The sequence below is a fragment of the Litorivivens sp. genome, assembly GCF_041625495.1.
Lineage (GTDB): Bacteria > Pseudomonadota > Gammaproteobacteria > Pseudomonadales > Spongiibacteraceae > Litorivivens.
This window is the reverse complement of the sequence record NZ_JBFJTH010000115.1, coordinates 1-12,509: the sequence shown is the minus strand read 5'-3', so window position 1 is coordinate 12,509 and position 12,509 is coordinate 1. Positions and strand designations below refer to the sequence as shown.

General features: G+C 54.1%; 13 protein-coding genes. 10 read left to right on the top strand and 3 right to left on the bottom strand.

The features are described 5' to 3' along the window. Nucleotides 1–186: 186 nt before the first annotated feature. From ABYP39_RS13130 to ABYP39_RS13115, 4 genes are all read left to right on the top strand, one after another. Complete coding sequence (locus ABYP39_RS13130) at nt 187–993, top strand: enoyl-CoA hydratase-related protein (RefSeq protein WP_372782942.1); 807 nt, start codon at nt 187–189, stop codon at nt 991–993. A 210-nt stretch (nt 994–1,203) separates the two neighbouring features. Further along, complete coding sequence (locus tag ABYP39_RS13125; RefSeq protein ID WP_372782939.1) at nt 1,204–2,637, top strand: wax ester/triacylglycerol synthase domain-containing protein; 1,434 nt, start codon at nt 1,204–1,206, stop codon at nt 2,635–2,637. Between the two features lie 317 nt (nt 2,638–2,954). Beyond that, a complete protein-coding gene (locus ABYP39_RS13120; protein ID WP_372750018.1) occupies nt 2,955–3,536 on the top strand; it encodes a chalcone isomerase family protein in 582 nt (193 codons plus the stop codon). Between the two features lie 121 nt (nt 3,537–3,657). Further along, nucleotides 3,658–4,722, top strand: coding sequence for a hypothetical protein (locus ABYP39_RS13115; RefSeq protein WP_372782937.1), 1,065 nt, complete (start codon nt 3,658–3,660; stop codon nt 4,720–4,722). Between the two features lie 19 nt (nt 4,723–4,741). Here ABYP39_RS13115 and ABYP39_RS13110 read toward each other — a convergent pair whose 3' ends face one another. Further along, a complete protein-coding gene (locus ABYP39_RS13110; protein ID WP_372749153.1) occupies nt 4,742–4,918 on the bottom strand; it encodes a carbon storage regulator in 177 nt (58 codons plus the stop codon). 269 nt (nt 4,919–5,187) lie between these two features. Here ABYP39_RS13110 and ABYP39_RS13105 point away from each other — a divergent pair, with 269 nt between their 5' ends. From ABYP39_RS13105 to ABYP39_RS13085, 5 genes are all read left to right on the top strand, one after another. After that, nucleotides 5,188–5,628 carry a hypothetical protein gene (locus ABYP39_RS13105; protein ID WP_372749154.1) on the top strand — a complete coding sequence of 147 codons (441 nt, stop codon included), beginning with the start codon at nt 5,188–5,190 and terminating at the stop codon, nt 5,626–5,628. A 159-nt stretch (nt 5,629–5,787) separates the two neighbouring features. Further along, nucleotides 5,788–6,996, top strand: a complete 1,209-nt coding sequence (locus ABYP39_RS13100) for an acetyl-CoA C-acetyltransferase (RefSeq protein WP_372782935.1) — start codon at nt 5,788–5,790, stop codon at nt 6,994–6,996. A gap of 66 nt (nt 6,997–7,062) precedes the next feature. Beyond that, a complete protein-coding gene (locus ABYP39_RS13095; RefSeq protein ID WP_372749156.1) occupies nt 7,063–9,207 on the top strand; it encodes a 3-hydroxyacyl-CoA dehydrogenase NAD-binding domain-containing protein in 2,145 nt (714 codons plus the stop codon). A gap of 72 nt (nt 9,208–9,279) precedes the next feature. Continuing rightward, a complete protein-coding gene (locus ABYP39_RS13090) occupies nt 9,280–10,449 on the top strand; it encodes an acyl-CoA dehydrogenase family protein (RefSeq protein WP_372749157.1) in 1,170 nt (389 codons plus the stop codon). A gap of 10 nt (nt 10,450–10,459) precedes the next feature. Next, entirely contained in the window at nt 10,460–11,242 is a 783-nt protein-coding gene (locus tag ABYP39_RS13085; protein ID WP_372782933.1) for an enoyl-CoA hydratase/isomerase family protein, read from the top strand. A gap of 178 nt (nt 11,243–11,420) precedes the next feature. Here ABYP39_RS13085 and ABYP39_RS13080 read toward each other — a convergent pair whose 3' ends face one another. Then, nucleotides 11,421–11,609: a hypothetical protein gene (locus ABYP39_RS13080; RefSeq protein WP_372782931.1), complete on the bottom strand. Its 189-nt coding sequence runs from the start codon at nt 11,607–11,609 to the stop codon at nt 11,421–11,423. A 307-nt stretch (nt 11,610–11,916) separates the two neighbouring features. Between ABYP39_RS13080 and ABYP39_RS13075 the strand changes: the two genes are divergently transcribed. After that, nucleotides 11,917–12,345, top strand: a complete 429-nt coding sequence (locus ABYP39_RS13075; protein WP_372782929.1) for a cytochrome c5 family protein — start codon at nt 11,917–11,919, stop codon at nt 12,343–12,345. Nucleotides 12,346–12,393: 48 nt separating this feature from the next. Here ABYP39_RS13075 and ABYP39_RS13070 read toward each other — a convergent pair. Further along, the coding region (locus tag ABYP39_RS13070; RefSeq protein WP_372782944.1) for a transposase at nt 12,394–12,509 on the bottom strand (116 nt) is incomplete at its 5' end.

Genomic DNA, 12,509 nt, shown 5'->3' with positions numbered 1-12,509 from the left:
GACGTATTTCGTGAGCGTATTCCTGGCGCCGCCAATGATTGGCATATGACCATTCCAGGCGCTGGGCATTTTGTGCAAGAAGAGCAAGGTGAGGCATTGGCCGGACTGGTAGAGCGTGTACGAGAGGCGATATGAAGCCGCTAGCCACTCACTGATTTAAAACGCATTGATAGCAAGAGACGTAGCATGAGCGCCGTATTATTCGAACAGCGAGGCCCCCTTGCCTGGATAACCTTGAATAGGCCGCAGGCCAAGAACACCATGAATGCAGAGGTTTTTGTGCGCCTGGCCGAAGCCTGGGACGAAGTGCGCAACAACGACAGCATTCGGGTGGCTGTATTGACCGCGAGTGGCGAAGAGGATTTCTGTTGTGGTGGCGATCTGGGCGGTGTAATTCCCTTGTGGACCGGCGCACGTCAGCCGGAAAACGAGATTGAGGAGAAACTGCTGGCCGATCCGATGATCATGGATAAGGTGATGCTTAAAGGCGAGCCGCTCTACAAGCCGGTCATTGCGGCGATCAATGGTCGGGCGCTGGGTGGAGGATGCGAGATTCTTCAGGCAACGGATATCCGTGTTGCCGCTGAACACGCGGTATTTGGGTTGCCGGAGCCCAAATCAGGCATCGTGCCAGGCGCCGGCAGCATGGTGCGTCTGGCTCGGCAGCTGCCTTATGCGCATGCCATGAAACTGTTGTTGACGGCTGAACCGATAGCCGCCGATACAGCGCGCCAGATTGGTCTTATCTCAGACGTTGTGCCGGCCGCTGTTTTGCATAGTCATGTGGAGGCGCTGGCTGAGCGCGTGGCAGACAATGCACCGTTGGCCCTGCAAGCCATTAAGAAGACGGTGCTGGAATCTCACACCTTGCCTTGGGCTGATGCCTTCCAGCTGGAAATGGAGCAGGCGGGTGCCGTCATGATGAGCCGCGATGCGCGTGAAGGCCCTAAAGCGTTTAAGGAAAAGCGCAAACCTCAGTTTACCGGCCAGTGAATCTTCAGTAGCCATCATTAGAGCCGGACGCCCTGCAATACGGCAGGGCTGGTGGGTGCAGGCAAAGCAAGCTCGGCTACCAAGAAGGTAAATAATGGTATTTTTGGCGCTATCTTCGCGCCGGATTCTCTCTGTGTCCTATAGTGTCTTTTTACTCCCCCTTTCCCCGTCTGATGCGGGTTTCAACGCGCTAAACTATGAGGCACAAGGATGGAACAGCTCAATGGAATCCAGAGCAGTTTTCTTGCTATAGAACAATCGGTTATGCCGCTGGTCGTGTCGTCCGTAGGCATTTATAGAGCCAGTGACAAAACCGATTTCCCCGTCATTCGGCAAGCCTTTTTGAATGGCATAGCCCGGTTTCCCGTTTTCCGTCGGCGATTACTGTCTGTGCCTGCGGGGCTCGACCACCCCTACTGGATTGAAGATCCGGATTTTGACGTGGATTGTCATTTACAGCAGATAGCGTTACCCAAGCCGGGCAACTGGCATCAGTTTTATCTGCAGATTGCCCGGTTACAGGCAACACCAATGCATCGCGACCGGCCCTTATGGCAAGCCTTTGTGATTGATGGGCTGGACAGCCTTTCAGGCATACCTAAGGGGAGTTTTGCCATTATCATGCGAGTGCATCGGGCCATAGCCGACAATGGCACCCTTAATGAAATGATGATGCGCATGCACTCGCTCGATGCCACCTTGCCGGTAGCGGGCGGTAGCAGTGTCTGTACCCGTGAGATTCGTCCGGGCAATGGGCAGTTGCTAACCTCAGCGCTGCGTAATCATGCCAGTCGCTGGTGGTCGGGTGGTTCGATTGTGCGGCGCAGTTATGCGCGCTATTCGCGCCAGCGCAAGGCGGCGCTGGATATGCCTGAATTACCACCTCTCCCGGCTACCCGGTTCAATTGTTCTCCCAGCACCTTTCGTGTGGTTTGCCACCTGCCGATCAGTCTGCATGATTGCGAGCAGATGCGCGGGCAGGTGCCTGGGAGTACGCTTGCCGACGTGGTGCTAACGCTAATTGGAGGTGGCCTGCGCAATTACCTATTGCGCAAAGGAGAGCTGCCGGTGCAGAGCTTGATAGCGTCGCTGCCGCAACGATTGAGCGGTGAGTTGCACAAGCCAAGCAAAAAGGGTGCTGCCGGTAATGTACGCGTCGCCCTGCACAGCGATTGCGAGCGGCCTCTCGAACGTTTGCGACGGCTGCAGCAGGAAAATATGGCGGCGCGGGCGCGCGACCCGGCAGCAGACCTTGCGTTACTGAACGATTCGAGTGAATTGCTATTGCCGGCTCTACTGAAACTTGGGGGTAGTGGTTATGTCCGTCTGGGTGTACGGGCACCTCTGGCGCACAACACGTATATTAATGGTGTGTATGGTAGTGACCATAGCCTGTATTTTGCAGGTGCCGAAATGCTCCAGAGCTTTGCGTTGGCGCCGTTATTGCCGGGCTCAGCCTTGACTCACAGCATATCGCGATGGGGAGGGTCGTTGACTCTGGGTATTAACGCCTGTCGCGAAGCGCTGCCCGATCCGGATGGGTATCTAAAGAGCTTGCAGGAGGCTTGGCAGTCCATGCGTGACACTCTGTTGCCGGGCGATAGCACCACAAGTATCGAGGATGACTTGGTCGAAAGTGCCTGAAAATGGCGGCTCTGGGCGCAGGGTTCCAGGCTCAACCCTGGTCTGTGCGACTGCGTGCGCTCGGTTGCTTTCTTATCTTTCTTATAGGCACCTCAATCAATGCGTTAAAGGCTTCTGATTTGCTCTTTGTCAGCTAAGACTTTGGTGTGTATTTCGCCGCTAAGCCGCTGTGCAATTGCCATTTTTTTGGGGCGTGTAGGTGCATTGGTGGTGTGGCCGTAAACGTTATAGTCCATACGCTCCCTTCTTCCTTACTATGCCTCGTGGTGCTAATTTAATCTTTTTCATGCGAAATTGCGTATGAACTGCAGGTTAAAATGGAGAGCGGTATGCGTTCGATGTTGAGAGTTTTGACAGGGTTATGTGGCGTGCTATTGGCGGCGACGATACATGCTGCCCCATTCGGTGAGACAGTAACCGTGGGCGAACAGACTCTTTCAAAGGTGGCACAAGCGCGCTACTCGCTGTTGTGGAAGCGAATTACAGATGTGGCGCTCTATGTTGATCCGGCACAGGTGAAGCCAGACTCCATTCTCGAGGCCGATTACGCGAAATATTTGACCATAGAATATGGTGTGCCGGTCAGTGCTGAGCGGTTTGAAAAAATGTCTCGCGATCTGCTGGTTGAACACTGGCCAGAAGAAGTGCTGGCGCGGCACCGTGCCGCTATTGATACGTTCTGCGATTGGCTCGAAGGGGTAAAGCCTGGAGACAGGTATGCCGTGTACTGGTTACCTTCGCAGGGCTTGACGTTGGCTCTGAATGATCGGCCGCTTGGGTCTCTGAGTGGCGATCCTCAGGGCGCGGCCATTGTGTTGAGCCTCTGGTTGGGGCAGGCCGCCGTCAGCGAGGCGCAGCGTGATTCTCTACTGCAGGCCTGGCGTACCGCTTCCTTATAGCAGGTCCCTTTACTAGGTTGCCGTCGTTTCCAGCGAGCTGTGCCGTTAGATAGGATTGACCAATAGCGGTGCGCTGTATAACCATCTATAGTAGGTAAAAAAAGCTGGTGGCAGGAAAGTATTGTCTAGTTCATGGGGAAATCATGCGTCCGCGACCGGGCTGGTATGGGTGCTGCTATGCACAGTGTGTATGCTGGCTCCGCCTGCGATACATGCGATGGAGCTGACGCCAGTCACCGAGAGCGATGAGATTGATTTTGGTGCACCTCAGCGAGATAAGACGAAAAAGACCGAAAGCAGTCAGCCCAATCTTATAGTGCGCAGCTTGCAGCAGATGGAAATTCAGCGTGACTGGATTTCTAAAGGCTACGTCAAAATGTGGCGCGGTCTGGATAACTATTTTTCAGACGGTGCCTCTTATGAGTCGGAAAACCACAGTGAGCTGCGTCTTGAGCTGAAACAAACTTGGGCAGCTGAAGGCGATATCGGCAGCGATGCCAAGCTGCGCGTGCGTGTGGATCTACCCAATACTGAGCACAAGCTCAAACTGTTTTTCAGCTCCGATGAAGATAGTGATGCCGAGGAGCGAGTTCGCTCGGTTTCCAAGGGGGAGCGGATTGAAAAAGACAATTCTGTTTCCGGTCTGGAATTCTTCCCTGACGACAAAGAGCGCAAGTGGAAGCGTAAGTTTAGCGGTGGCGTGCGCTTGCGCTCGTCGCTGGTGCCTTATGTGAAATTCAGGATCAAGCGCGAGTGGGGCGAAGAGGACGGTGAAGGTTGGTATCGTCAGTTTCGACAGCAGGTTGAGTACTTTGACGACGACGAGCGCTGGAGCGAATCTACCGAATTTACCATGTCGCGGCCCTTTGGCGAGGTCTATATCTTCAATGCTTGGGTTGAGGCCGAGTATAAAGACCCGTTGAATGTATTCGAATTTGCCAATGTCTATACGCTGACACGCATCTTGTCTGAGCGCTCGGCACTGCATTATCGCATCGGCGGTATTGGTGCGAGCCAGCCCGTGCCACGCCTCAACGGTGTGTTTTACGGCTTAAGTTGGCAGTTCCAACTCTACGAAGACTGGGTTTTCCTGGGGCTCTCGCCAGAGGTATTTTATCCGCGAGAAGAAAACTGGGGCGCGGAGCCCACGATCACAGCCAATCTCGAGATATTTTTCGCGGAGTAAAAGGGGGGCGGGACGTGGATCAGTCCCGGGGTTTGGAATCGTCGGCCCGCTTTTCCAGTTCTGCGCGCAATACGGTGACTTCACGTGGTGCTTCGATACCAACGCGGACGTTTTTGCCATTCACAGATACAATGGTAATGCTGATATCATCACCGATGGTGAATACCTGCCCTGGCGTTCTATTCAAAACAAGCATAACTTCTCCCTACGCGGGCCGCCATTTCAGCCACGATCTATACAAAAGAGCTGGAATTCTACCCCACTTGTTCAGAAATAGCATGGTTCGGTTGGGCCTAATTGTAATTAATAGGTCACAGTATGGCAGGCTATTCTTCGCCGGCCTTGATGGCGTGCCATACCCCATCCGGAAAAATACCTATAGTGTTTAGCCGCTGAAGAAGCGGTAATAGGCGGAGGTAAATCAATATAGCGAGGCTGGGAGCAAAACTCGCCAGGGCGCAGGTTTTGACGTATTCCACTATCGACAGCAACTTTCTGGTTTTGATGACCGCCGACTGTCTCAGCGACATCGTTGTGATCAATCGCGTGCTCGGAAAGCGCATTCCCGGATTTCGCGAAATCTGGGTGAATGACGGTGAGGAGCTGCTGGACTATTTGGAGCGTGTTGGCAAATTTACCGATCCGCTTTCGAGCCCAGAGCCTAACTTGGTTTTGTTGGCAGATAGCCAGTCTGCGACATCGGGTTTGCGCACGCTTCGTCTTGCGGCGCGCCGAGGGTACCCGCGTCGCATCCCCTTTATTTTCCTGTCAGAAAATGCCGCCGAAGACGATGAGCGGTTTGCCCAGCAACTCGGCGCCAGATTCCTGCTTCCCCAGCCAATCGATAAACTTCGCTTTGACGACCAGCTATCGGCCCTGAAAGAGCTGCGCCGCCGCGCCGCCTGAGCCGGTATTTGTGCAACTTGTCCGCTAGTCTCAGGTCCGTGCAGCGTCCGCCCAAGCCAATCTATCTGTAACAAACTGTCAATCGGCTGTCATTGCGCGTCATTGGCAGTTGTACGCTGACGAGTAATTCTACGGCCAGTTAACTGACCGGAGAATACAATGAGTCATTCCGCTTTCATTTTCGATGCGGTTCGCACACCGCGCAGTAAGGGTAAGAAAGACGGCACACTGCACGAAGTTAAACCAGTGGATTTGCTCGCTGGCTTGCTCAATGGCCTAAAGGACCGCTACGAGCTGGATACCGCCAAGGTTGATGACGTGGTGATGGGCTGCGTGGTGCCGGTAGGTGAGCAGGGTGCCTGCGTAGCCAAAACGGCGGTTTTGAAGGCTGGTTGGGACGAATCCGTGGCAGGCGTGCAACTGGATCGATTTTGCGCCTCCGGTCTTGAGGCGGTGAACATCGCAGCCCAGAAAATTGCGTCGGGCTGGGAACACCTGGTGGTTGCCGGTGGCGTGGAATGCATGTCGCGGGTACCTATGGGTGTCAACGGGGGTGCCTGGGGCGAAGATCCAGCAACGGCGATTGACACAGCGTTTGTTCCTCAGGGCATTGGCGCAGACCTCATCGCAACACTTGATGGCTACAGCCGCGCAGACGTCGATGCTTTTGCTGCAGAGTCCCAGCGTAAGGCTGCTGCGGCGCGTGAGGCGGGATATTTTGACCGCTCGGTGATGCCGGTGCGTGACGACAACGGCCTGGTCATTCTAGAAAAAGACGACTTTATCAAGCCTGCAACAACCGTTGAGAGCCTGGCGGGGCTGAAACCTTCTTTCGAGTTTCTGGGGTCGTTGGGTTACGACGATATCGCCCTGAGCAAGTACCCTCAAGTGGAAAAGATCAATCACGTACACCATGCTGGCAACTCTTCCGGCATCGTCGATGGTGCCGCAGCGGTGTTGATCGGCAGCGAAACAATAGGCAAGCAGTTGGGACTCACCCCGCGTGGCCGTATTGTGGCCACGGCGGTAACCAGCACCGAACCCACCATCATGCTGACTGGGCCAGCACCGGCTGCGTTCAAAGTGCTTGAGCGTGCAGGTATGTCGCTTGACGATATTGACCTGTTCGAAGTTAATGAAGCATTCGCCTCGGTACCCATGCGCTTTCAGAAGGCCACTGGCGTTCCTTTTGAAAAGATCAATGTAAACGGTGGTGCTATTGCTATGGGCCATCCGCTGGGTGCAACGGGCGCCATGCTTACCGGTACCTGCCTGGACGCGCTGGAGCGCCGTGGGTTGCGCTATGGCCTGATCACCCTGTGTGTTGGTGGTGGTATGGGGATTGCGACCATTATCGAGCGAGTTTGAGGCTTGCCCCGTCCCACGCACTGCAGATTAGATGCAAACGACATAACCGAATAGCAGGACAGAACAATGACTGGACAATTTCACTACGAAAAAGACAGCGACAGTATCGTAACCATCACCATGGACATGAGTGGTCCGGTGAATGCGATGAACGACGAGTACATTGAGTTAATGAGCGCCACGATCGAGCGCCTGGAAAAGGAGCGCGATAGTATTGCCGGCGTGGTGCTCACCTCTGCCAAGAAAACATTCTTCGCCGGTGGCGATATCAAGAATATGCTTAAGGCCCAGCCTGGCGAGGAAGAGGCACTCTTCGTCATGTGCGAAGACATCAAAGCCATGCTGGCGCGACTTGAAACTTTGGGTAAACCCGTGGTCGCCGCAATTAACGGCGCTGCGCTTGGTGGCGGCTATGAAATCTGTCTGGCCTGTCATCACCGTGTGGCACTGAACACGCCTGCAGTGCAGGTGGGCCTGCCAGAAGTGAGTTTGGGTCTGCTACCGGGTGGCGGCGGTATAGTTCGCTTGGTGAGCAAGCTCGGTGTCGAAAAGGCCATCATGCCCTTGCTGGAAGGCACGCGATTTAACGCGTCCAAAGCGCAGGCTGCTGGTCTGATCGAAGAATTGGCAGACTCACCTGAAGACATGATCACAAAAGCCAAAGCATGGGTGAAGGCCAATCCCGAGGCCAGTAACCCCTGGCATCAGAAGGGCTTTAAAATTCCGGGTGGCGATATGCGCAACCCTAAGGTGGCGCAAATGGTGCAAGGTGCCATCCCCATGCTGATGCAGAAAACCCGTGGGCTGGTGCCCGCCCCGGCGCGCATCCTCGATGTGGTGGCCAATACCCTGAGAGTCGATTTTAACACTGCCATGCGCATTGAAAGCCGCGGTTTGGCAGCGCTGGTCACTACCCCTCAGGCGAAAAACCTCATGACCTTTTTTATGCAGATGAATCAGGTTAATGGCGGCGGAAGTCGGCCTAAGGGCATTGCTAAAAGCGCGGTTAAAAAGGTCGGTATTCTGGGGGCGGGCATGATGGGGCAGGGCATTGCTTATGTGTCGGCCAAAGCTGGTATTGAAGTGGTGTTGAAAGACATTAGTCAGGATGCCGCAGATAAAGGCAAGGCTTACAGTGAAAAGCTGTTGGATAAGGCGGTTTCGAAAGGTCGCATGACCGAAGACAAGAAGGCGGGCATTCTCGCTCTGATCAAGGCCACGGCCAATGCGGAGGACCTCAAGGGTTGCGACCTGATAATTGAGGCTGTGTTCGAAAATGTGGATCTCAAGCATCAGATGACACGCGAGCTGGAGCCGCAGCTTGCCGAAAACGGCGTGTGGGGTTCTAACACCTCAACCCTGCCGATAACGTTGTTAGCTGAACCGTCCGAAAAGCCGGAAAACTTTATTGGCATCCACTTCTTCTCGCCTGTGGACAAGATGCCGCTGGTGGAAATCATCGTAGGCGAAAAAACCTCAGATGAAACACTGGCCCGAGCCTTTGACTACGCACAGCAAATCAAGAAAACCCCCATCGTCGTAAACGATTCCCGTGGTTTCTTTACCTCACGTGTGTTTGGCACCTATATCGACGAAGGCGCATTGCTGCTGGAAGAAGGGCTAGCTCCGGCCTTGATTGAGAATCTTGGTAAGGCCATTGGTATGCCGGTAGGACCCTTGGCGGTGCAGGACGAAGTAAGTCAGCAGCTTACGGTAAAAGCCAACGAAACCAATCGCGAATTAGACAAGCGTCTGGGCCAAGAGATCGGTTCCGCCAATGCAGGCTACCGCCTGGCAAAGAAAATGATCGACGAATACGGTCGCGGTGGGCGGGCTCACGGTGGGGGCTATTACCAGTATCCGGAAGGTGGGGCCAAGCATTTGTGGCCGGAGGTAAATAACTGGTTCTACGACGCGTCGGTTGAGTTGCCTCAGCAGGATATCAAAGACCGTTTGTTGTTTCGGCAGATCGTTGAATCACTGCGCTGTTTCGAAGAGGGCGTAATGAACAATGTGCCCGATTCCAATATTGGCTCCATTATGGGTATTGGCTTTCCACCCCATACCGGCGGGGTCTTCCAGTTCATCAATACCTATGGGCTGAAACAGTTTGTGGATCGCTGCAATGAGCTGAGTAAAAAGTATGGTGAGCGTTTCTCGCCGCCGCAACTGCTGCTCGACAAAGCCAAAAACGACGAGCTGTTTGTCTGAAATCACACCGACGACGATTCACGCGAGCCGCCCTTTGGGCGGTTCTGCGCACGCCTATGCGGAGATAAGAATATGCTAAAGCGCAACTTCACCGAAGAGCAGAACATGTTTCGAGGTGCTTACCGGAAATTCCTTGAGAAGGAAATTGCCCCGCACGTTGAACGCTGGCGTGAACAGGGAATTGTTGACCGTGAAGCCTTTACCAAAGCTGGGGAGCAGGGCTTTCTGATGATCTGGCCGGAGGAGCAGTACGGTGGAATGGGGGATGATGATTTTCGATTTGAGCAAATCATTATTGAAGAAACCGCCAATGTATATGCTGGTGACTGGACCAATACGCTGCACAGCCGATTGGTAGGGCCTTACTTGTCGCGCTTTGGTAGCGACGAGCAGAAGGCTCGCTTTCTACCCAAGTGTGTGACTGGGGAATGCATTCTGGCGGTCGCCATGACTGAGCCGGATGCGGGTTCGGATCTTGCCGGTATGCGCGCGACCGCAAAAGATATGGGTGATCACTGGCTGTTAAACGGCGCCAAAACCTATATCAGCAACGGTATCAATGCCGATCTTGTGGTCGTGGCCGCCAAGACAGACCCGGACAACAATCCGCATGCCATGGGGCTGTTTCTGGTGGAGCGCGGAATGGAAGGTTTTGAACGAGGCCGCAACCTGAAAAAAATGGGCATGAAAGCCCAAGACACCGCCGAACTGTTTTTTAACGATGTGAAAGTGCCGAAAGAAAATGTACTGGGCGACCCGACCCTGGGTTTTGTCTATCTCATGCAAGGTTTGGCAGAAGAGCGTTTGATTGGCGCCTGCGGTTTTATTGCCTCAGCGCAGAAGGCGTTTGAGGTAACGCGGGAGTTTGTGATGGAGCGGAAGGTGTTTGGTAAGCCCTTGTCTTATATGCAGAACACCCAATTCAAGATGGCCGAGCTGCGCACGGAAATAGATGTGGCCCAAGCCCATGTTGATGCCTGTGTCGCCGCGCACAACGCCGGCGAGTTGACCGCTGAAGATGCGGCCAAGGCCAAGCTCTATACCAGTGAAGTGCTGTGCCGAATGGTGGATGAAGGCGTGCAGCTGCACGGCGGCGCAGGCTATATGGACGAGTACCCCATTTCCCGGATGTATACCGACGCACGTATTACCCGCATTTTTGCCGGCACTTCTGAGGTGATGAAACTGATCGTCGGGCGCGACATCTTTTCAGAAAACTTTGTGCCTTATATCGACCGCTAGGAGGCTGGCCATGTCTGGTTATGACACCCTGCAGTATTCTGTTGATGGGCATGTGGCAACGATTCTGCTGAATCGACCAGAAACGCTGAACGCCTTTACAGTGCAAATGCGCAAAGAGCTGCTGTCAGCCTTAATGGCTGTGGATGAAGATGCCGATGTACGCACGGTCATATTGGGCTCCACCGGCAAGGCTTTCTCTTCCGGTGCAGATTTGGCAGAAGGGCTGGGCGAGCAGAAAACTGTCGAAGACCAGCTGATGAAGGAGTATGCGCCCATACTGGCTGCGATGGCCGAGCTCAAAAAGCCAATTATCGCGGCTGTGCCGGGAGTAATGGCTGGAATTGGTGCGGCTTTTGCGATGAACTGCGATCTGGTGGTGATGGCCGATACCGGTAGCTTGCTGATGGCCTTTACCAATATCGCATTAGTCCCCGACGGCGGCGCCAGTTGGCAGCTTCTGCGCCATCTAGGCTACCAGAGGGCATTTCAACTGATTGCCGAAGGCGGTCGTCTCAGCGCCCACGAATGCCTAGAGGCAGGCATTGCCAACAAGCTGGTGCCGGCAGGCAGCTTGATGGACGAATCGCACAAGTGGGCCGCTGAGCTGGCACAGCGAGCCCCTGTGGCGTTGCGGGAAGTGAAGCAGCTGTTGCGCAGCGCAAGCAGCCTCACTTATGCCGAGACAATTGCATTAGAGGCGAAAACCCAAAATATCTGCTTGGCCACCGAGGATGCTACGGAAGCTGTGCAGGCCTTTATGGACAAACGCCCGGCGGTATTCCAGGGGCGATAACAGTGAGTCTAACGCCTGAGTGAAATTTGGCTGATAGACCAGTGTATTTGACGTTTCCCAGAACCCCGCGATAGGTGCTTTTGGCCGCTCCCCCGTCCAGGGTTGCCTGCGCGGCTATCGCTACACATAGCAATAGCCGTCAAAACCTATATCAATCGCAGTGCGGTCAAAGCGTTTTTTACTGGTTGATAACCGGTAATTCCATTAGCTCGGCATCGCCAGGCAGGTCGATGGCGGCAATTTCAATGTTTTCATTAGCTCTAACGGCGCCTGTTACGACCACTTCTTCGATCTGTCGTACAGCGTCGTCGGCGACGCTTACGCTGGTGGCTACAGTCAGGGCTATCAATGCAATCATGCGGTTCATGGAATATCTCTCCCGGCTTTTGGAAATTCTGTGGGCGCTATTCTCACCGCTAATTGTGACGGGCGTATGACAATTCCTTTCCTCTCATTTTATGGCATGTGGTTACCGGAAGGGTGTTCGCGTCTTTTGACGGTGATATTGAGTTGCTGGGTAATAGCGAGCGTTGGGTCGATGTCATCGCGGCTGTTGTGCTGAGATCTGACGGGCATCTATTTGCGGGTGGCCTACCGGAGGCGGAGCCGCTATAATTCGCGTCCAGTTTTCCCAAGGCGGCGCCATTCCCGCCACATCATTGAGGACGGTACTAGTGAAAAAGGCAGTGAGTGTTAATCTGGCGGCGATTTTTGTGCTTCTGGCAGGTTTTAGTGCATCGGTATGGGCGCTCACCGACCAACAGCGCGCCGAAATGGAAGAGCGTATCAAGCCGGCCGGGCAAGTATGTCTGGAAGGTGACAGTAGCTGTGGCAGCGCCTCTGCGTCCAGTGACGGAGTGGGTAAATCCGGCGAAGAAATATACAGCACCTATTGTCTGGCGTGTCACACTACAGGTGCAGGTGGCGCCCCCAAGATTGGTGATAAGGCCGCCTGGGCCGATCGCATGAGTAAGGGCATTGGTGAAGTTTACGCTAACGCCATAAATGGCATTAACGGTATGCCGCCAAAGGGAACCTGTATGAGCTGCTCTGATGGCGAAATTGAGGCGACAGTCGACTATATTATTGAAAACAGTAAGTAAAATAGCCTGTTTTTTTAAAAGCCGCGCCCGTCGCGGCTTTTTTTTGGTTCATCGCATATTAGGGTGGAATGCTGCTCTGATCTTGAGAAAGAAGTAGCTGTTGTCTCGATACCCATAGGCCATCCGTTTTATCACCTTGATGCGATTGTTCATCCCCTCTAGCT

What these genes read in the sequence shown, in the direction of transcription:
- ABYP39_RS13130 (WP_372782942.1), top strand. Translation starts at nt 187, where the DNA reads ATGAGCGCCGTATTATTCGAACAGCGAGGCCCCCTTGCCTGGATAACC.
- ABYP39_RS13125 (WP_372782939.1), top strand. Translation starts at nt 1,204, where the DNA reads ATGGAACAGCTCAATGGAATCCAGAGCAGTTTTCTTGCTATAGAACAA.
- ABYP39_RS13120 (WP_372750018.1), top strand. Translation starts at nt 2,955, where the DNA reads ATGGAGAGCGGTATGCGTTCGATGTTGAGAGTTTTGACAGGGTTATGT.
- ABYP39_RS13110 (WP_372749153.1), bottom strand. Translation starts at nt 4,918, where the DNA reads ATGCTTGTTTTGAATAGAACGCCAGGGCAGGTATTCACCATCGGTGAT.
- ABYP39_RS13100 (WP_372782935.1), top strand. Translation starts at nt 5,788, where the DNA reads ATGAGTCATTCCGCTTTCATTTTCGATGCGGTTCGCACACCGCGCAGT.
- ABYP39_RS13095 (WP_372749156.1), top strand. Translation starts at nt 7,063, where the DNA reads ATGACTGGACAATTTCACTACGAAAAAGACAGCGACAGTATCGTAACC.
- ABYP39_RS13090 (WP_372749157.1), top strand. Translation starts at nt 9,280, where the DNA reads ATGCTAAAGCGCAACTTCACCGAAGAGCAGAACATGTTTCGAGGTGCT.
- ABYP39_RS13085 (WP_372782933.1), top strand. Translation starts at nt 10,460, where the DNA reads ATGTCTGGTTATGACACCCTGCAGTATTCTGTTGATGGGCATGTGGCA.
- ABYP39_RS13080 (WP_372782931.1), bottom strand. Translation starts at nt 11,609, where the DNA reads ATGAACCGCATGATTGCATTGATAGCCCTGACTGTAGCCACCAGCGTA.